Annotated in this window: 14 protein-coding genes; 9 read left to right on the top strand and 5 right to left on the bottom strand. The window is 65.2% G+C overall.

Annotation, left to right across the window (positions count from 1 at the left end; all coding sequences use genetic code 11):
• Positions 1-43: 43 nt before the first annotated feature.
• Positions 44-673, top strand: coding sequence for a response regulator transcription factor (locus tag ACOYR4_RS22260; RefSeq protein ID WP_422848085.1), 630 nt, complete (start codon positions 44-46; stop codon positions 671-673).
• A gap of 35 nt (positions 674-708) precedes the next feature.
• Here ACOYR4_RS22260 and ACOYR4_RS22255 read toward each other — a convergent pair whose 3' ends face one another.
• Together ACOYR4_RS22255 and ACOYR4_RS22250 are read right to left on the bottom strand one after the other, a co-directional pair.
• Entirely contained in the window at positions 709-1,359 is a 651-nt protein-coding gene (locus ACOYR4_RS22255) for an OmpA family protein (RefSeq protein ID WP_422848084.1), read from the bottom strand.
• Positions 1,360-1,563: 204 nt separating this feature from the next.
• Positions 1,564-1,710: a hypothetical protein gene (locus ACOYR4_RS22250; RefSeq protein ID WP_209816847.1), complete on the bottom strand. Its 147-nt coding sequence runs from the start codon at positions 1,708-1,710 to the stop codon at positions 1,564-1,566.
• On the opposite strand from ACOYR4_RS22250, the gene ACOYR4_RS22245 reads away from it, so the two are divergent.
• A complete protein-coding gene (locus ACOYR4_RS22245) occupies positions 1,643-2,866 on the top strand; it encodes a murein transglycosylase A (protein WP_209816848.1) in 1,224 nt (407 codons plus the stop codon). The two genes, ACOYR4_RS22250 and ACOYR4_RS22245, sit on opposite strands and share 68 nt — an antisense overlap.
• A gap of 80 nt (positions 2,867-2,946) precedes the next feature.
• Here ACOYR4_RS22245 and ACOYR4_RS22240 read toward each other — a convergent pair whose 3' ends face one another.
• Positions 2,947-3,429 carry an Lrp/AsnC family transcriptional regulator gene (locus ACOYR4_RS22240; RefSeq protein WP_015016245.1) on the bottom strand — a complete coding sequence of 161 codons (483 nt, stop codon included), beginning with the start codon at positions 3,427-3,429 and terminating at the stop codon, positions 2,947-2,949.
• A gap of 188 nt (positions 3,430-3,617) precedes the next feature.
• Here ACOYR4_RS22240 and ACOYR4_RS22235 point away from each other — a divergent pair, with 188 nt between their 5' ends.
• The 5 genes from ACOYR4_RS22235 (at position 3,618) to ACOYR4_RS22215 (ending at position 13,273) form a co-directional block, all read left to right on the top strand.
• Complete coding sequence (locus ACOYR4_RS22235; protein ID WP_422848083.1) at positions 3,618-7,187, top strand: indolepyruvate ferredoxin oxidoreductase family protein; 3,570 nt, start codon at positions 3,618-3,620, stop codon at positions 7,185-7,187.
• A 300-nt stretch (positions 7,188-7,487) separates the two neighbouring features.
• A complete protein-coding gene (gene yajC, locus ACOYR4_RS22230) occupies positions 7,488-7,823 on the top strand; it encodes a preprotein translocase subunit YajC (protein ID WP_015016243.1) in 336 nt (111 codons plus the stop codon).
• A 106-nt stretch (positions 7,824-7,929) separates the two neighbouring features.
• Positions 7,930-9,813: a protein translocase subunit SecD gene (gene secD / locus ACOYR4_RS22225; protein WP_110960803.1), complete on the top strand. Its 1,884-nt coding sequence runs from the start codon at positions 7,930-7,932 to the stop codon at positions 9,811-9,813.
• Between the two features lie 92 nt (positions 9,814-9,905).
• A complete protein-coding gene (gene secF, locus ACOYR4_RS22220; RefSeq protein WP_422848082.1) occupies positions 9,906-10,856 on the top strand; it encodes a protein translocase subunit SecF in 951 nt (316 codons plus the stop codon).
• A 17-nt stretch (positions 10,857-10,873) separates the two neighbouring features.
• Complete coding sequence (locus ACOYR4_RS22215; protein WP_422848081.1) at positions 10,874-13,273, top strand: DUF1631 domain-containing protein; 2,400 nt, start codon at positions 10,874-10,876, stop codon at positions 13,271-13,273.
• Between the two features lie 127 nt (positions 13,274-13,400).
• On the opposite strand, the gene dprA is transcribed toward ACOYR4_RS22215, so the two are convergent.
• Both dprA and ACOYR4_RS22205 read right to left on the bottom strand, forming a co-directional pair.
• Positions 13,401-14,567, bottom strand: a complete 1,167-nt coding sequence (gene dprA, locus ACOYR4_RS22210) for a DNA-processing protein DprA (protein ID WP_422848080.1) — start codon at positions 14,565-14,567, stop codon at positions 13,401-13,403.
• Between the two features lie 79 nt (positions 14,568-14,646).
• The gene (locus ACOYR4_RS22205; RefSeq protein WP_110960806.1) at positions 14,647-15,849 is read right to left on the bottom strand and encodes a LysM peptidoglycan-binding domain-containing protein; all 1,203 of its coding nucleotides are present in this window, start codon (positions 15,847-15,849) and stop codon (positions 14,647-14,649) included.
• A 199-nt stretch (positions 15,850-16,048) separates the two neighbouring features.
• Here ACOYR4_RS22205 and def point away from each other — a divergent pair, with 199 nt between their 5' ends.
• Positions 16,049-16,558: a peptide deformylase gene (gene def, locus ACOYR4_RS22200; protein WP_056067873.1), complete on the top strand. Its 510-nt coding sequence runs from the start codon at positions 16,049-16,051 to the stop codon at positions 16,556-16,558.
• Entirely contained in the window at positions 16,558-17,064 is a 507-nt protein-coding gene (locus tag ACOYR4_RS22195) for a hypothetical protein (RefSeq protein ID WP_110960807.1), read from the top strand. Before def ends, ACOYR4_RS22195 begins: the two co-directional genes overlap by 1 nt.
• Positions 17,065-17,073 lie beyond the last annotated feature (9 nt).

Raw genomic sequence — 17,073 nt, 5'->3', positions numbered from 1 at the left:
GTGTGCGCGTGACAGATATTGCAATGGACCACAGAACTGATTTATGGAGCCCATCACCAACGCCACCGTGTACATCGTGGACGATGACGCCAGCGTGCGCGAGGCGCTGGCCTGGCTGCTGCGCTCGCGCAGGCTGCCCAGCGAGTCTTTTGATTCGGCCGAGGCCTTCGATGCCATGCTGCAAAAGCGGCCGCCCCAGCGCCAGCCCTGTTGCCTGCTGCTGGATGTGCGCATGCCCGGCATGAGCGGGCTGGCACTGTTTGACGTGCTGGCCGCGCGCGGTGACCTGGCCACCATGCCGGTGATCTTTCTCACCGGCCATGCGGACGTGCCCACCGCCGTGGACACCGTCAAGCGGGGGGCGTTCGATTTTTGCGAGAAGCCGTTCTCCGACAACGCCCTGGTGGACCGCATTGAACAGGCGCTATCCCAATCGTCCGAGCGGCTGGCCCAGTTGCGCGAGCGCAGCGACCTGCAAGTGCGGCTGAGCGAGCTGACCGAGCGGGAGCGGGACGTGATGGACCTGGTGGTCGCGGGTCTTCCCAATAAGCTCATCGCTGACCAGCTGGATATCAGCGTGCGCACGGTCGAGGTACACCGCTCACGGGTGTTCGACAAGATGCAGGTCAAGTCCGCCGTGGAACTGGCGAACCTGCTGCGTGCGGGGCAGTGAGCCCGTCCCTTGGGCGAGGTCTGGTACCGGGCTGATCAACCCCGGGGTCGTTCGCCCACAAAAATCTCGACCCGCCGGTTGCGCGCACGGCCTTCGGCAGTGTCGTTGGTGGCAATGGGGTAGCGCTCGCCCATGCCTTCGATCACGATGCGGCGGCCGTCCACGCCGCGTGCCGTGAGGTAGTTGCGGGTGCTCGCAGCGCGGTCCATCGACAGCGGGTTGTTGATGGCGTCGCTGCCGGTGCTGTCCGTGTGCCCCACGATGCGCACGTCGGTGTTGGGGTTGTTGCGCAGGCTGGCAGCAAACTGGTCCAGCACCGGCGCGAAGTTGGGCTGGATGTCCGAACGGCCCACAGCAAAAGAAATATCGCTGGGGATATTGAGCTTGAGCTGGTTGTCCGCCGTCTGGGTCACGGCGATGCCGGTGCCTTGGGTGGCCTGTTCCATTTCACGCTTCTGGCGCTCCATGTTCTGAGACCAGATGTAGGTGCCCAGTGCCCCGACCCCGGCACCCACCACGGCGCCCGTCCCGGCACTGCCGCCAGTGGCCGAGCCGATCACCGCGCCCGCCAGGGCGCCGATGCCGGCGCCTGTGGCTGTGCGGCGTTGTGTGTCGTCCATGTTGGCGCATCCGGTGACCAGAACGATGGCGGCGGTCGCGCCGAGAAGTTGAATGTGTGTGCGCATGTGTGTGCTCCTTGAAGGTCGGTGGCGCCGGGTGGGCGGGCTTCGCGCCCGCAGCCTTGTCGGGGTTTCGCCCTGTTCCGCGCATCGGCGCGGTGTCATCACCCGGCTCACGCCATCGTCGGGCCCAGGGTGCGCTTGCACCATCAGCCCGCTGGCCCATCGCTTGTAGGACGGGGCCGTACCCGCTGGGGGCTTAGCGGCGGCTCAAGGCGATGGGGGAGGCTGCTTGTCGTCGTCCGGGGGCTGCGGAGCCTGGAGTTCGCCCCCCTTGCGGCCCGAGAACATGGTCCACCACACGATGGCCACCAGGACCACCAGCGCCAGCAGCGCTTCAAGCAAAATCAGCCCCATGAAATTGACACTCCTGCGCGTTGCATTGACCGCGCTGATTGTAGGAACGCTGGCTGCCTGCTCCACGCCCCCTGCCCCCGCCCCCGCACGACCTGGGGGCACTCCCGCGCCGCTGCCGCCCAGTGCAGTGGTGCTGCCGGGGGACACCGGCCCCCTGCCACCGCCCATGGCGCAACCCAAAAGCCGATGGATTCCGGTGCGCTGGGCCGAGCTGCCGGGCTTTACCGAAGATGCGCTGCACGAAGCCTGGAACGCGTGGATCAAGAGCTGCGAGCGGCCGCAGCCGCCTTTCACGGCGCTGTGCAGCGAGGTGCGGCAACTTAGCATTGCCACGGCCGATGAGCAGCGCGCCTGGCTCATTGCGCGCCTGCAGCCCTACCGCGTCGAGGCCACCGATGGCAACCCCGATGGTCTGCTGACGGCGTATTACGAGCCCATGATGGACGCGGCCCGCCAGCCCGGCAACGGCTTCACGGTGCCGATCTACCGGGTGCCCGCGAGCCTTGGGGCGCGCAAGCCCTGGTACACGCGCCAGCAGATCGATACCCTGCCCGAGGCCCAGGCTGCGCTGGCGGGCCGGGCCATTGCGTGGCTGCGTGATCCCATCGAGTCCATGGTGCTGCACATCCAGGGCTCGGGCCGTCTGCGCATCACCGAGCCCGATGGCTCGGTCTCGCTGGTGCGGGTGGCCTACGCAGGCACCAATGACCAGCCTTACCAGAGCGTGGGCCGCTGGTTGCTGGACCAGGGCCTGACGCGCGATGCGACCTGGCCCGGCATCCGCGCCTGGGTGGCTGCCAACCCCCAGCGCACTAATGAGCTGCTGTGGAGCAATCCCCGCTACGTGTTCTTCCGCGAAGAACCCCTGAACCCGCTGGACGCGGGTTTTGGCCCGCGTGGTGCGCAGGGCGTGCCCTTGACGCCGGGCCGATCGATTGCGGTGGACCGGCAGAGCATCCCCTACGGCACCCCCGTATGGCTGGCCTCGTCCGGCCCGCAGGTGCAGCTCAACCGCCTGGTGCTGGCGCAGGACACGGGCAGCGCCATCCTCGGTGCGGTGCGTGCGGACTATTTCACCGGCTGGGGGCCCGAGGCGGGCGACATCGCAGGCCGGCTCAAACAGAACCTGCGCCTGTGGGCGTTGTGGCCGCGTTGACTGCGAGGCGGTTTCGGCGCGGCACCGCCGCTGCCATGGGCGTGTGCTGAGCGCGCCAGGTGATCCGGCGCGCAGGCCGCTCAGCGGGGGCGGCTCAGGTGCGTCAGCGGTAGCGCCCCGCTGGCTTTCACCTCGCCCAGCGAGAAGCTGGTGTGCATGTCTTTCACATTGGGCAGGTTCAGCAGCACGTCGCGCGCAAATTGCGAAAAGCTGTCCAGGTCTCGTGCCACCACCTGCAGCTCGAAGGTACCGGTGCCGCTGATGTAGTGGCACGACACAACCTCGGGGATCTGGCGGATGGCTTCCTCCATCTTGCGCGTGAGGTTGCCGGTGCTGCGGTCCGCATCCAGCCGCACAAAGGCCAGCACCCCGAGGCCGATCTTGTGCCGGTCGATCTCGGCGCGGTAACCCTTGATGAAGCCCTGCTCCTCCAGCGCCCGCACGCGGCGCCAGCAGGGCGCGGCCGACAGGCCCACCCGCTGGGCCAGCTCGGCATTCGTCAGTCGGGCGTCAGCCTGCAGCTCGTTGAGGATGGCGATATCGAATTTGTCGAGAGTGTTCACAAAGCGGCTGAAAAGAGAAAGATTCTTTCTCAGAATAGCCTAAACACGGCACAGAACGCAAAGACATATCAGCGGCGCAGACATACACTTACCCGCAGATTAGTGCCGCAGCCCTAAACGGGCTGCATGGTGCTCCCCCAGCGTGCCCACAAGGCGCGGACCCCAAAAAAGCCATTGGAGACATAGCCATGAACGCCCCCCTGCCCGAGTCCATCCGCAAAGCGCTAGAGACGGTCACTCTGGACGACAAATACACCCTGGGCGAAGGCCGCGCCTTCATGAGCGGTGTGCAAGCCCTGGTGCGCCTGCCCATGCTGCAGCGCCAGCGCGATGCGGCGGCGGGGCTCAACACGGCGGGTTTCATCAGCGGCTACCGGGGCTCGCCCCTGGGCACATATGACCAGGCACTGTGGGCGGCCAAGAAGCACCTGGCAGCCAACAACATCGTCTTCCAGCCCGGTGTGAACGAAGAACTGGGCGCCACCGCGGTGTGGGGCACGCAGCAGCTCGATCTGTACCCGCAAAGCAAGAAGTTCGACGGCGTCTTCGGCATCTGGTACGGCAAGGGCCCCGGCGTGGACCGCTGCTCCGACGTGTTCAAGCATGCCAACATGGCCGGCACCGCCAAGCACGGCGGCGTGATCGCCATTGCCGGCGACGACCACATCAGCAAGAGCAGCACGGCCGCGCACCAGAGCGACCACATCTTCAAGGCCTGCGGCACGCCGGTGTTCTTCCCGAGCAGCGTACAGGAGATCCTGGACATGGGCCTGCACGCCTTCGCCATGAGCCGTTTTTCGGGCGTGTGGTCGGGCATGAAGACCATCCAGGAGGTGGTGGAGTCGTCCAGCAGCATCAATATCGACCCCGACCGCGTGAAGATCATCCTGCCGGAGGACTTCGTGATGCCGCCCGGCGGCCTGCACATCCGCTGGCCCGACGCGCCGCTGGAGCAGGAAGCGCGCCTGATGGACTACAAGTGGTACGCGGCCCTGGCGTACATCCGCGCCAACAAGCTCAACTACAACGTCATCGAAGGCAAGCAAGACCGCTTCGGCATCATCGCCAGCGGCAAGGCCTACAACGACACGCGCCAGGCACTGGTGGACCTGGGCTTGGATGACGACACCTGCCGCCAGCTGGGTATTCGCGTGCACAAGGTCAACGTGGTGTGGCCGCTGGAAGCCACCATCACCCGCGACTTTGCGCAAGGCCTGCAAGAGATTTTGGTGGTGGAGGAAAAACGCCAGGTCATCGAATACCAGCTCAAGGAAGAGCTGTACAACTGGCGCCCCGATGTGCGCCCCAACGTGCTGGGCAAATTCGACGAGCCCGAAGGCGACGCCACGGGCGGCGAATGGAGCATGCCCAACCCCAGCCAGAACTGGCTGCTGCGCGCCAAAGCCGACCTCACTCCTGCCATCATCGCCAAGGCCATTGCCAAGCGCTTGAAGAAGCTGGGTGTGCCCTCTGACATCGTGGCCCGCATGGAAGCGCGCCTGGCCATCATCGAGGCCAGCGAGCGCGCGATGACGGAGCTGAAGGTGGACACGGGCGAACGCGCTCCCTGGTTCTGCAGCGGCTGTCCCCACAACACCAGCACCCGTGTGCCCGAGGGCTCGCGCGCTGTGGCGGGCATTGGCTGTCATTACATGGTCAACTGGATGCCTGACCGCCGCACCAGCACCTTCACGCAGATGGGTGGCGAGGGCGTGACCTGGGTCGGTCAGCAGCCCTTTACCACCGACGCGCACATCTTTGCCAACCTGGGCGATGGCACGTACTTCCACAGCGGCCTGCTGGCCATCCGCCAGAGCATTGCGGCGGGTGTGAATATCACTTACAAGGTGCTCTACAACGACGCCGTGGCCATGACCGGTGGCCAGCAGGTGGGCGAGCGGCCCGAGGGCCACAGCGTGCTGCAGATCATGAACAGCCTGAAGGCCGAAGGCGTGGCCAAGCTGGTGATCGTGACGGACGAGCCGCACAAGTACGACGGCGTCGCGCTGGCCGACGGCGTGACGGTGCACCACCGCGACGAGCTGGACACCATCCAGCGCCAGTTCCGCGAGATCAAGGGCTGCACGGCCATCATTTACGACCAGACCTGCGCGACGGAAAAGCGCCGCCGCCGCAAGCGCGGCAAGCTGGCCACGCCCGACAAGACCGTGGTGATCAACGAGCTGGTGTGCGAGGGCTGTGGCGACTGCTCGACCAAGTCGAACTGCCTGAGCGTGGAGCCGGTGGAGACCGAATTCGGCCGCAAGCGCCGCATCAACCAGAGCACCTGCAACAAGGACTACTCGTGCGTCAACGGCTTCTGCCCCAGCTTTGTGACGGTGGAAGGCGGCCAGCTGAAAAAGCCCAAGAAGGAAAAGAAGGGCGACCTGTCGGCGCTGCCGTCCATTCCTGAGCCTGTGCTGCCCGTGGCCGAAACCGCCTGGGGCATCGTGGTGGGGGGCGTGGGTGGCACGGGCGTGATCACCATTGGCTCGCTCTTGGGCATGGCCGCGCACCTGGACGGCAAGGGCGTGATCACGCAGGACGCCGGCGGTTTGGCCCAAAAGGGCGGCGCCACCTGGAGCCATATCCAGATCGCCAACCGGCCCGACGCTATCTACACCACCAAGGTCGATACCGCCAAGGCCGACTTGGTGATCGGTTGCGATTCCATCGTGGCTGCGCACAAGTACACATTGGCCGTCATGCAGCCCGGCCGCACTTTTGTAGCGCTGAACACCCACGGAACGCCCACGGCGGCGTTTGTGAACAACCCGGACTGGCAGTTCCCCGGCGGCAACTGCGATGCGGCCATCAGCGCGGCCGTGGGCGCAGGCGGTGTGGGCAGCTTTGATGCCGAGCAGGTGGCCACCCAGTTGCTGGGCGACAGCATCTACACCAACCCGCTGATGCTGGGCTACGCCTGGCAAAAGGGCCGCGTGCCGCTCACCTACGCATCGCTGATGCGCGCCATGGAATTGAACGGCGTGCAGGTCGAGAACAACAAGGCCGCCTTTGAATGGGGCCGCCGCTGCGCGCACGACCTCGCGGCCGTGCAGGCGCTGTTCCAGGCGGCGCAGGTGATCCAGTTCGTCAAGAAGCCGTCGCTGGCCGAGATGGTGGCCAAGCGTGTCGAGTTCCTGGCCGGCTACCAGAACGCGGCCTACGCCTCTGAGTACCAGGTCTTCGTCGAGAAGGTGAAGGCAGCGGAAGCGAAGCTGGGCACCAGCACGAAGTTGTCCGAGGCCGTGGCCCGCTACCTGTTCAAGCTCATGGCCTACAAGGACGAGTACGAGGTGGCGCGCCTGCACACCGACAAGGCCTTCACGGACAAGATCGCCAACATGTTTGAAGGCGACTACAAGCTGGTGCACCACCTGGCACCACCCTTGACCGCCAAGAAGAACGCCAAGGGCGAGCTGGTCAAGCAGCCGTTCGGCCCCTGGATACGCAGCGCCTTCGGCGTGCTGGCCAAGATGAAGGGCCTGCGCGGCACGGCGCTGGACATTTTCGGCAAGACCGAGGAGCGCCGCATGGAGCGCGCACTGATCGCCGAATACCGCGCCTGCATCGACGAACTGCTGGCCCGCCTGAGCGCCGACAACCTGGCCCTGGCGGTGGAAATTGCCCGCATCCCCGAAGAGATCCGGGGTTATGGCCACGTGAAGGAGCGGCACCTGAAGGCAGCGCGTCCCAAGTGGGACGGCCTGATGGCCCAGTGGCGCGCAGGCGCTCCGGTCCAGCGTCAGGTCGCTTGATCGGTCCTCTTGCCGTCAGTGCCTCCCGCAAAAGCCCGCACTTGTGCGGGTTTTTGCTATTAATAGTGTAGCTATTGAGGCATGAATCTCTAGCGCATCTGCCGTTTTTGGCTTGTATTTCAGTGGGCGAGCCCTTGCGGGCCCTGCTGGCGGCAAACACCCGCTGCATGCTTGGGTCTTCCCCCTTGGGCGGCGCCCGAAGCGCCGCATACAATGCCCTGTTCTGCCCTCGGTGGGCGCTTTGGCGCTTGGTGTGGGCGGGTTGTGTGAATTTTGACCATCCGTTGTGGAGTCCAGTCCGTGTTTATTTCTTCCGCTTTCGCCCAAACCGCACCTGCCGCAGCCGCTGGCGGCGGTGACATCATGTCCTCCCTGACCGGCATGCTGCCCCTGGTGCTCATGTTTGTGGTGCTGTACTTCGTCATGATCCGCCCCCAGATGAAGCGCCAGAAAGAACACCGCGCCATGATCGACGCCATTGCCAAGGGTGATGAAGTGGCGACCGCTGGCGGCATCGTCGGCAAGGTCACTCGCCTGTCCGAAGGTTTCCTGCACATCGAGATCGCCAGCGGCGTGGAAGTGCAAATGCAGCGCAGCGCTGTGGTGCAGGTGCTGCCCAAGGGCTCCGTCAAGTAATCCGTGAACATCCCCCTGAGGCGCTGCGCGCCCCGGCTGGGCCGGGCGCGGGGGCAGGGGGCGCTGGCGCGTAGGGCGTCAGCACAACCGAGGTGAGAGCGCGATCATGAACCGTTATCCGGTCTGGAAGTACGCGATCCTGGTGATCGTGCTGCTGGTAGGGGCCTTGTACACCCTGCCCAATTTCTTTGGCGAGGCGCCTGCGGTGCAGGTGTCGTCGGCCAAGGCCACCATCAAGGTGGACACCGCCGTGCAGCAGCGGGTGGAAGAAGCTCTCAAGGCCGCTGGCGTGACGCCCGACTTTGTGGCGCTGGAGGGCAACTCGGTGCGCGCGCGTTTCGACACGCCCGACACCCAGCTCAAGGCGAAGGACGCCATCCAGAAGGCGCTGGTGCCTGACGCCAACGACCCGTCCTACATCGTGGCCCTCAACCTGGTGTCGCGCTCGCCGCTGTGGCTCAAGGCCCTGCACGCCAATCCGATGTACCTGGGGCTGGACCTGCGCGGCGGCGTGCACTTCATGCTGCAGGTGGACATGCAGGCGGCGCTGACCAAGAAGGCTGAGTCCTATGCGGGTGACATTCGCACCGCACTGCGCGACAAGAACATCCGCCATGGCGGCATCAGCCGCGACGGCCAGTCCATCGACATCAAGGTGCGCGATGAAGCTACGGCCACGGCTGCGCGCAACCTGATCGCCGACCAGTTCGCCGATCTGCAGGTCACCACCACGCCCGAAGGCACCGAATTCAAGCTGCGTGCATCGATCAAGCCCGAGGCCACGCGCCGCGTGCAGGAGCAGGCGCTCAAGCAGAACATGGTCACGCTGCACAACCGGATCAACGAGCTGGGCGTGGCCGAGCCCGTGATCCAACAGCAGGGCCTGGACCGCATCGTGGTGCAGCTGCCCGGTGTGCAGGACACCGCCAAGGCCAAGGACATCCTGGGCCGCACCGCCACGCTGGAAGTGCGCATGGTGGACGAGGGCACGGAAGCCCGTTCGGCAGAGACAGGCCGTGGCCCCGTGCCCTTCGGCTCCGAGCGCTACCTGGAACGCAACGGCCAGCCCGTCATCGTCAAGAAGCAGGTCATCCTGACCGGCGAAAACCTGACCGATGCGCAGCCGGGCTTTGACGGCCAGACCCAAGAGCCCACCGTCAATCTGACGCTGGACGCCAAGGGCTCCCGCATCTTCAAGGACATCACGCGCGAAAACGTGGGCAAGCGCATGGCCATCGTGCTGTTCGAAAAGGGCAAGGGCGAGGTGGTTACGGCACCTGTGATCCGCTCCGAAATCGGTGGCGGCCGCGTGCAGATCTCGGGCCGCATGACCACGGCCGAGGCCAATGACACCGCCCTGCTGCTGCGCGCTGGCTCGCTGGCCGCGCCCATGGAAATCATCGAGGAATACACCATCGGCCCGAGCCTGGGCGCCGACAACATCGAGCGCGGCATCCACAGCGTGGTCTGGGGCATGGTGGCCATTGCAGTGTTCATGTGCATCTACTACGCACTGTTCGGTATTTTCTCCACCGTCTCGCTGGCGGTGAACGTGCTGCTGCTGCTGGCCATCCTGTCCATGCTGCAGGCCACGCTGACCTTGCCCGGCATTGCGGCCATGGCGCTGGCGCTGGGTGTGGCGATTGACTCCAACGTGCTGATCAACGAGCGCATCCGCGAGGAATTGCGCGCCGGGGTGTCGCCCCAGGCGGCGATCCACGCGGGGTACGAGCGTGCCTGGGCCACCATCCTGGACTCGAACGTGACCACCCTGATTGCGGGCCTGGCGCTGCTGGCCTTCGGCTCCGGCCCGGTGCGCGGCTTTGCGGTGGTGCACTGCATCGGCATCCTGACCAGCATGTTCTCGGCCGTGTTTTTCTCACGGGGCCTCGTGAACCTGTGGTACGGCCGCAAGAAAAAGCTCAAGAGCGTGGCCATCGGTCAGGTGTGGAAGCCTGAGTCCGACAGCGCTGTGGCCAAGACGAACTGAAGGAGGAAGACCATGGAATTCGTAGTTCCAGCATCACGTGCGCGGTGCGCACATGAGCTTTCTCTGAAAACTCCAACGAAGGAATAGGAATCATGGAGTTTTTCCGTATCCGCAAAGACATCCCTTTCATGAAGCACGCGTTGGTCTTCAACGCGATCTCCTTCATCACCTTTGCCCTGGCGGTGTTCTTCCTGCTCACGCGTGGCCTGCACCTGTCGGTGGAGTTCACGGGCGGCACCGTGATGGAAGTGGCCTACAGCCAGCCCGCCGAACTGGCCAAGGTCCGCGACACCGTGTCTGCTCTGGGTTACCCCGACGTGCAGGTGCAGAACTTTGGCACCTCGCGCGACGTGATGATCCGCCTGCCCGTGCAAAAGGGCGTGACGTCCGCGCAGCAAAGCGAGCAGGTGCTGGGCGCCCTGAAAGCGGCAGACCATGAAGTCACTCTGCGCCGTACCGAGTTTGTGGGCCCGCAGGTGGGCGAGGAACTGGTGCACGGCGGCCTGATGGCCCTGGCCATGGTGGTCGTGGGCATCGTGATTTACCTGGCCTTCCGCTTCGAGTGGAAGTTCGGCGTGGCGGCCATCATCGCCAACCTGCACGACGTGGTGATCATCCTGGGCTTCTTTGCGTTCTTCCAGTGGGAGTTCTCGCTGTCGGTGCTCGCGGGCGTGCTCGCGGTGCTGGGCTACTCGGTGAACGAATCGGTCGTGATCTTCGACCGGATCCGCGAGGCCTTCCGCAAGTACCGCAAGATGACCACCCACGAAGTCATCGACCACGCCATCACCAGCACGATGAGCCGCACGATCATCACCCACGCCTCCACCGAGGCCATGGTGCTGTCGATGTTCTTCTTCGGTGGCCCGAGCTTGCACTACTTTGCATTGGCGCTGACGATCGGTATCCTGTTCGGTATCTATTCCTCGGTGTTCGTGGCGGCGGCCATTGCCATGTGGCTGGGGGTCAAGCGCGAAGACCTTGTCAAGCCCGCCAAAAAGGAAGGGGATCCCAACGATCCCCAAGCCGGAGCTACCGTTTGACCCGCTAATATCTGTTCATGCACACCACGCCCCCTTCTGTTCCGCAACGTCGCCTGGCCCGCCAGGCGCGCCAGCGGTTCGTAGAGGGGATCTGTGGTGGGCTGGCGGACCTCGACAAGACGGTCCAGGACTTCCTTACCGCATTGATGAACCAGACGGGCACCGCCCGTGAAATGCAGTCTCGCCGGGATGCGTGGCTGCAGTACCAGCAAAAACATGCCGCGTGGACAGAGCGCACCGGCAAGGCCTGGCAAGAGGCCCTGGCTCCCCATGTGAGTTCTACACGCGGCCAGCTGGCAGCCGGCGGCGGCGGGGGGCTCAGCCAGTTTGAGCTGCTCAGCGACGATGTGGTGGAGAACAAGATCCTCGCCTCGCGCATGGCGCTCACTGTGAACGAGCAGGTCAGCCATCAGTTTGATACCTTGCGCCAGCGCACCCAGTCGCTGGAAGGGCAGGAGCTGGACAGCAGCGATATTCTCCGACCCGATACGGTATGCCTGCTGCTGGTGGAGCAATGGGTGGAGGCGGGCCTGCCCCGCACGGACCTGCAGACCGTGGTGGACCCCCTGCAGCGCGAACTGGCGAACCTGCTGCAAAAGCACTACCAGGCGGTCAACGTGTTCTACGTGGAGCAGGGCATCACGCCGCAGACCGATCTCAAATCCAAGGTGCGTCGCACCCAGGGCGGCACTGCCACGGGCAGTGGCGGTGGCGATTCGGGCTCAGGAGGACTTGCTTCGCAGGCCCTGGCGCAGACCCGCCAGGCCATGATGGCCGCGCGGGGAGGGATGCAACCGCCTGGCATGCCCGCCGCAGGCCGGCCGATGGGCCCTCCGGGCGCACAGATGCCGCCCCCCGGATATGGCGGTTACCCCCGGCCACAGCACGGAATGCCCACGGCCTTTGCCACGGGCATGACGCCCCTGGCCCGGGCACGCCAGCGTGCGCAGGGTGTGATGGGGCAGCTGCGGCGGCTGCTCACGCAGCCCGCCACCGGTTTTGACATGGTGAATGCGCCCCCTGCGTCGGCGGCGCTGGCCCATGCACTCACCGCGCACCGCGTGAATGCGGACACCTACTACAGCGGCGTTGCCACCCTGATGGAGGACTACAGCCCTGCCGCCGTGGTCCAGTTGGTGGGCGCCGTGCGGGAGCGTTCCACCGAACTCAAGAAGAAAGCGACCACCTCGGGAGAAAAGGCCATCATCGAGGTGGTGGCCCTGATGTTCCAGAGCATCCTCGCCGAAGACCGGATACCGCCCGCCGTGCGTGTGTGGTTTGCCCGGCTGCAGGTGCCGGTGTTGCGCGTGGCCTTGGCCGAGCCTGAATTCTTCAGCAACCTCGACCATCCTGCGCGCAAGCTGATCGACCGCATGGGAGCCTGTGTGCTCGGTTTTGATGCGACCAGCATCAATGGCAGTGCGCTGGAAGCCGAGATTCGCCGCGTGGTGCAGGTGATCGAACAGTACCCCGAGACGGGACGCCGCGTCTTCCAGCTGGTCTATGACGAGTTCGAAAAATTCCTGGCCAAGTTCCTGACCGAAAAGCAGGTCACTTCGCGCCTGGTCAGCGTCGCCCAACAAGTCGAGCAGCGGGAAACGCTGGCGATCCAGTACACCATCGAACTGCGCACCATGTTGCGCGACATGCCGGTGCGCGACGAGATCCGCGAGTTCCTGTTCAAGACCTGGGCCGAGGTGCTCGCGCTGTCGGCCGTGCGCGATGGCCCCCAACATGCCGACACGGTGGCCTTCAAGCGTACGGCAGCAGACCTCGTCTGGGCTGCCAGCGCCAAGCCCAACCGCAGCGACCGGGCCCTGGTCATCCAGAACCTTCCCGCGCTGCTGCAGCGCCTGCGGCAGGGCCTGTCCCTTCTGGGTGTGAATGGCGAGGCGCAGGATGCGCAGGTCAAGGTGTTGACGGACACCCTGGCCGACGCCTTCCTATCCAAGACCGCTGCCATCCCGCAGGCCCACATCGACGCCATGGCCAAGCGCTTGGCCAACCTGGAAGACTTCATCAGTGACGCCACGCTGGGCGACATGCCGCTCAACGCGGACAACATCGAGATGATGCTGGGCATCGACGCCTCGTCCATCCACGTGATTGCCGACAACGGCGCTCCGGTGGACGATGCGATGGTGGCCTGGGCGCAGGACCTGCAACCGGGCACCTGGTACACCCTGGACCACAACGGTGCATCGGCCCAGGTGCAATACGCCTGGCAAAGCCAGCGCAAGCAATTGCACCTTTTTGCAGCGGTGGATGGCAGCAGCTACCTGATTCAGTTGCGCCGCCTGGCCGCGTACCTGCAGGCCGGTCTGCTGGTGGCGCAGGATGAGGAAGGCCTCACCTTGCGCGCCACGCGCGATGCCTTGGCTAAGCTGGATGCCAACCCGGAACGATTGCTGGACTGATGAGCCCTACAGGCAGGTGCTTGTAGCCTGCTGACGATCTCGCTGGGGATCGCGTGGGAGCGCAACTGGGATGTGCGCTGGCATCGTTTGCGCCGGTTTGGATGCAGGTGATCCCGGGCCCGATCGGTTAGCCCCGGCCGACCCGCTGGAACAAGCCGCCGGGCAACCGTGCAATGCGGCCGTCGAGCTCCAGTTCCAGCAGGGCCACCTGCAACGTCGATGCGTCCAGGCCTGTGCGCGCAATCAGAGCATCCAGTCCCATGAGGTCATAGCCCAGGGCGGCCAGCACGGGGTCTTCTGTCTCATCCGATGCGGCCGCTCCTGGGGCGTTTACGCCTTCGTGGGGTAGGCCGGGCACGGTGGTGGCGGGGATTTTGAGCTCTTCCAGCACATCCTGGGCCGACTCCACCAGCTTGGCGCCTTGACGGATCAGCGCATGGCAGCCGCGCGACTGTGGCGCGTGGATGGAGCCTGGGATGGCAAACACTTCGCGACCCTGTTCGGCGGCCATGCGGGCAGTGATCAGGGAGCCCGATGCCAGGGCGGCTTCCACGACCAGCGTGCCCTGCGAGAGGCCCGAAATGATGCGGTTGCGTTTGGGGAAATTGCCAGGCAGCGGTGGCGTGCCCAGGGGGTACTCGCTGACGATGAGTCCGTGCGCGGCAATGCGATGGGCCAAGTCCAGGTTCTTTCGCGGATACACGCGGTCAAGCCCGGTGCCCACCACCGCGATGGTGGCCGCCATGGTGCCAGCGCTGGTCGCCGCTTCCAGTGCCCCTTCATGCGCCGCTGCGTCCACACCCAGCGCCAGCCCCGACACGATGGTCAGGCCGGCGCCACACAACGCGCGGGCGAAAAGGCGGGCGTTTTCTGCGCCCTGGGCCGTGGGGTTGCGGCTGCCAACTACGGCGAGGCAGCGGTCGCTGGGAAAGGGCTGGTGCTCCAGCAGCAACGCCGGGCCCATGAGGTACAGCAGCAGCGGTGGGTCTTCCGTGTCCAGCAAGGCTTGGGGATAGCGCAGGTCGCCCAGACTCACGATGGCGCGTGCCGGCCCTTGTGGCGCAGCGTTGGCAAGCCATTGGGCCGTGGTCTGCCACAGGGCTTCCCAACCCTGCGGAATCTTGCGCAACGCCTTGGCCTGCGCGGCGGGCACGCAGAGTTGCAGCGCGGCTTCAGTCTGCTGAAAGATGGATTGCGGTAATCCAAACTGTGCCAAGAGGCGCCGTGCAGCACCGTTGCCGATGCCCGGCGTCAAGGTCAGCCGCAGCCAGGCGCCGAGCTCGTCGTGGTCCATGGATGCCAGTACGGCGCGGCAACGTGATTACCGCAGCGCAGGAATCCCGCGCAGCGATACGTGCTGTCGGCCCTCCGCGTTACTTGGGGTTGACCAAGCGGTCGCCGACGCGCACGCCGTTGCGGATTTCCAGCAGCAGCACATAGGAAACGCGCTCGAAGGTGCGGAACACCATGGCGGTGCCGTTGACTTCACTGGGCAGCTTGACCATCGCCTTGTTGCTGTCGGTCATGTCCTTGATGCGGTCGCCCTTGGTGAGGAGGCTGAGCACATGGCCGGGCTCCAGTCCGTCTTGCGAACCCATGTTGATGGCCACTACCTGATTCTGGGCCGCGTAGGCCACCGCTGAGCTGCCATAGATGGACACCACTCGGGCGTCCACTTCCATCTCGGGGGCGCGGGGGGTGTAGCTCAGGAACGGACGAGCGGGTGCGGGCAGCAGGCGGTCGCCCGCGCGGACTTCCTCCTTGGTGGCCGACAGATCCACAGTGGCGGGGATGTACTCCGCCGTGTATCCACCCTTGCCGTTTGGAATTTCTTCGAACGACTCGCCACGCACCAGCTCCGCCTTGCCCAGGTACTGGGCTTCGTATCCCAGCACTTCGGCCGTGACGGGGTCCTTGAGCGCCACGGCATTGCGGAACACACGGTAGTACCGGGGTTCGCCCGCCTCTGCCAGCATGGGCGACGCGGCGTCTCCGCGCACATAAACACGGTCACCTGCCGCCATCAGCACGCGCTCTTCCGTGGTCGCGATCACGCGTGGGGCGCTCAGCAGCACTTGTTCGTCCACCACGAGCGGCTCGACCAGGAACGGCTCAATGAGGTGCTGCTTGAGTGTGGGCAGCGCGGAATCGGCCAGACTGTCGCTGCGCGTGCGGGGCGAGATACGCACGGTTTCGGGTTCGTTCGAGCGGCTGGTGCTCAGGCGGGCGTAGCCACCTTCCTTGATGAGGTACAGCGTCTGGCCAGGGAAGATCAGGTGCGGGTTGGGGATGGCCTTGAGGTTCATGCCCCAGAGCTCGGGCCAGCGCCAGGGGCGCTTGAGGTACATGCCCGAAATGCCCCACAGCGTGTCGCCCCGCTTGACGGTGTAGGTGTCGGGGGCGTTGGGGGCCAGCTCTTCCAGGGGCACTCCCCGCTCGGACACTTGCTGGGCCGTGGCGCGCTGGCCGCTGGAGATGGGGTAGTTCTGCGCCTGGGCCGGCATGACCAGCAGGGCGCCAGCAATGATGGTGAGCGCGCCCAGGGCGGTCCGCCGCACGCTGGTGAATGCCGTCATGTTGTTCCTTTTCTCATGCATTGGGAAACGCCCCCTCGCTGGCACCTCGGCGCACAAAGCAGGCGTGCGGCCGGGCAAATACGTTACAAAGCTTCTTAGATTCTCTGCTCAAGCCCTTGATTCGGCAACGATTATTGGCTCGCAGGGCGGCAGTAGGCCGCAAAAGTGGCGAAAATAGCGACATCTCTTACCTGCAGCCATGGCAATCCTTCCCATTCTCTGTTACCCGGACCCCCGGCTTCACAAGGTCGCCCGCCCCGTCCAGGCGGTGGACGACCGCATCCGCACGCTGGTGGCCGACATGCTGGCCACGATGTACGACGCGCACGGCATTGGCCTGGCGGCCACCCAGGTGGATGTGCATGAGCGGCTGGTGGTCATCGACGTGTCGGAGGAGCGCGACCAGCCCCTGGTGCTGATCAACCCCGAGCTGGTCTGGACCAGCGCCGAAAAGCACCTGAACGAAGAAGGCTGCCTGTCGGTGCCTGGCATTTATGACGGGGTGGAGCGGTTTGATGCCGTGCATGTGCGGGCTCTGGACGCCCAGGGCCAGTCCCGTGTGATCGAGGCCGACGGACTGCTGGCGGTCTGTATCCAGCACGAGATGGACCACCTCATGGGCAAGGTGTTTGTGGAATACCTATCCCCCCTCAAGCGCAACCGCATCAAGACCAAGATGGTCAAGCAACAGCGGGAGGCTCGCGGGTGATGCGCGCAGCGCTCTGCGTCCGCCGGGGCGTCAGAGTGCTGGCGCTGGCTGCGCTGGTTGGTCAGCTGGTGGCCTGCGCATTGCCGGCCCGTGAACAGCCGGGCGCATTGCGGGCCGAAGTGGTCGCCCGCTTGGGCCCGCCCACGGCCGCGATTGCGCTGCCCTCTGGCGAGCGCTTGCTGTATTCGGAACTGCCCGCCGGGTTTGCTGCCTACAACCTCGACTTTGACGCCAGCGGTCGGCTGGTGCGCAACGAGCAGGTGCTCACGCAGCAGCGGTTCGAGAACCTGCCTATTGGCACCTGGACCCGCGCCGACCTGCAAAACACCTTCGGAATGCCCTTGCGGGTCGAGCAGGTGGCGCGCTTTGATGGTGATATCTGGACCTACCGCTTCCGGCAGAACTCGGACCTGCGTCAGGCCCATGTGCACCTGGACCGCCAAGGGGTGGTGCGCCAGGTGCTGTTCACCGACGAGCTGCCGAATTTTGACAACGCGCGCGATTGATGGGATGGG

This window comes from Acidovorax sp. M14 (genome assembly GCF_049331375.1).
Lineage (GTDB): Bacteria > Pseudomonadota > Gammaproteobacteria > Burkholderiales > Burkholderiaceae_C > Acidovorax.
The sequence above is the reverse complement of the archived record's forward strand: the minus strand, read 5'-3'. Positions and strand labels throughout refer to the sequence as shown.

Excerpts from the sequence above, each read along its gene's own strand:
- ACOYR4_RS22260 (WP_422848085.1), top strand. The coding sequence starts at position 44 with ATGGAGCCCATCACCAACGCCACCGTGTACATCGTGGACGATGACGCC.
- ACOYR4_RS22255 (WP_422848084.1), bottom strand. The coding sequence starts at position 1,359 with ATGCGCACACACATTCAACTTCTCGGCGCGACCGCCGCCATCGTTCTG.
- ACOYR4_RS22245 (WP_209816848.1), top strand. The coding sequence starts at position 1,643 with ATGGTCCACCACACGATGGCCACCAGGACCACCAGCGCCAGCAGCGCT.
- ACOYR4_RS22250 (WP_209816847.1), bottom strand. The coding sequence starts at position 1,710 with ATGGGGCTGATTTTGCTTGAAGCGCTGCTGGCGCTGGTGGTCCTGGTG.
- ACOYR4_RS22235 (WP_422848083.1), top strand. The coding sequence starts at position 3,618 with ATGAACGCCCCCCTGCCCGAGTCCATCCGCAAAGCGCTAGAGACGGTC.
- secD (WP_110960803.1), top strand. The coding sequence starts at position 7,930 with ATGAACCGTTATCCGGTCTGGAAGTACGCGATCCTGGTGATCGTGCTG.
- secF (WP_422848082.1), top strand. The coding sequence starts at position 9,906 with ATGGAGTTTTTCCGTATCCGCAAAGACATCCCTTTCATGAAGCACGCG.
- ACOYR4_RS22215 (WP_422848081.1), top strand. The coding sequence starts at position 10,874 with ATGCACACCACGCCCCCTTCTGTTCCGCAACGTCGCCTGGCCCGCCAG.
- dprA (WP_422848080.1), bottom strand. The coding sequence starts at position 14,567 with ATGGACCACGACGAGCTCGGCGCCTGGCTGCGGCTGACCTTGACGCCG.
- ACOYR4_RS22205 (WP_110960806.1), bottom strand. The coding sequence starts at position 15,849 with ATGACGGCATTCACCAGCGTGCGGCGGACCGCCCTGGGCGCGCTCACC.
- def (WP_056067873.1), top strand. The coding sequence starts at position 16,049 with ATGGCAATCCTTCCCATTCTCTGTTACCCGGACCCCCGGCTTCACAAG.
- ACOYR4_RS22195 (WP_110960807.1), top strand. The coding sequence starts at position 16,558 with ATGCGCGCAGCGCTCTGCGTCCGCCGGGGCGTCAGAGTGCTGGCGCTG.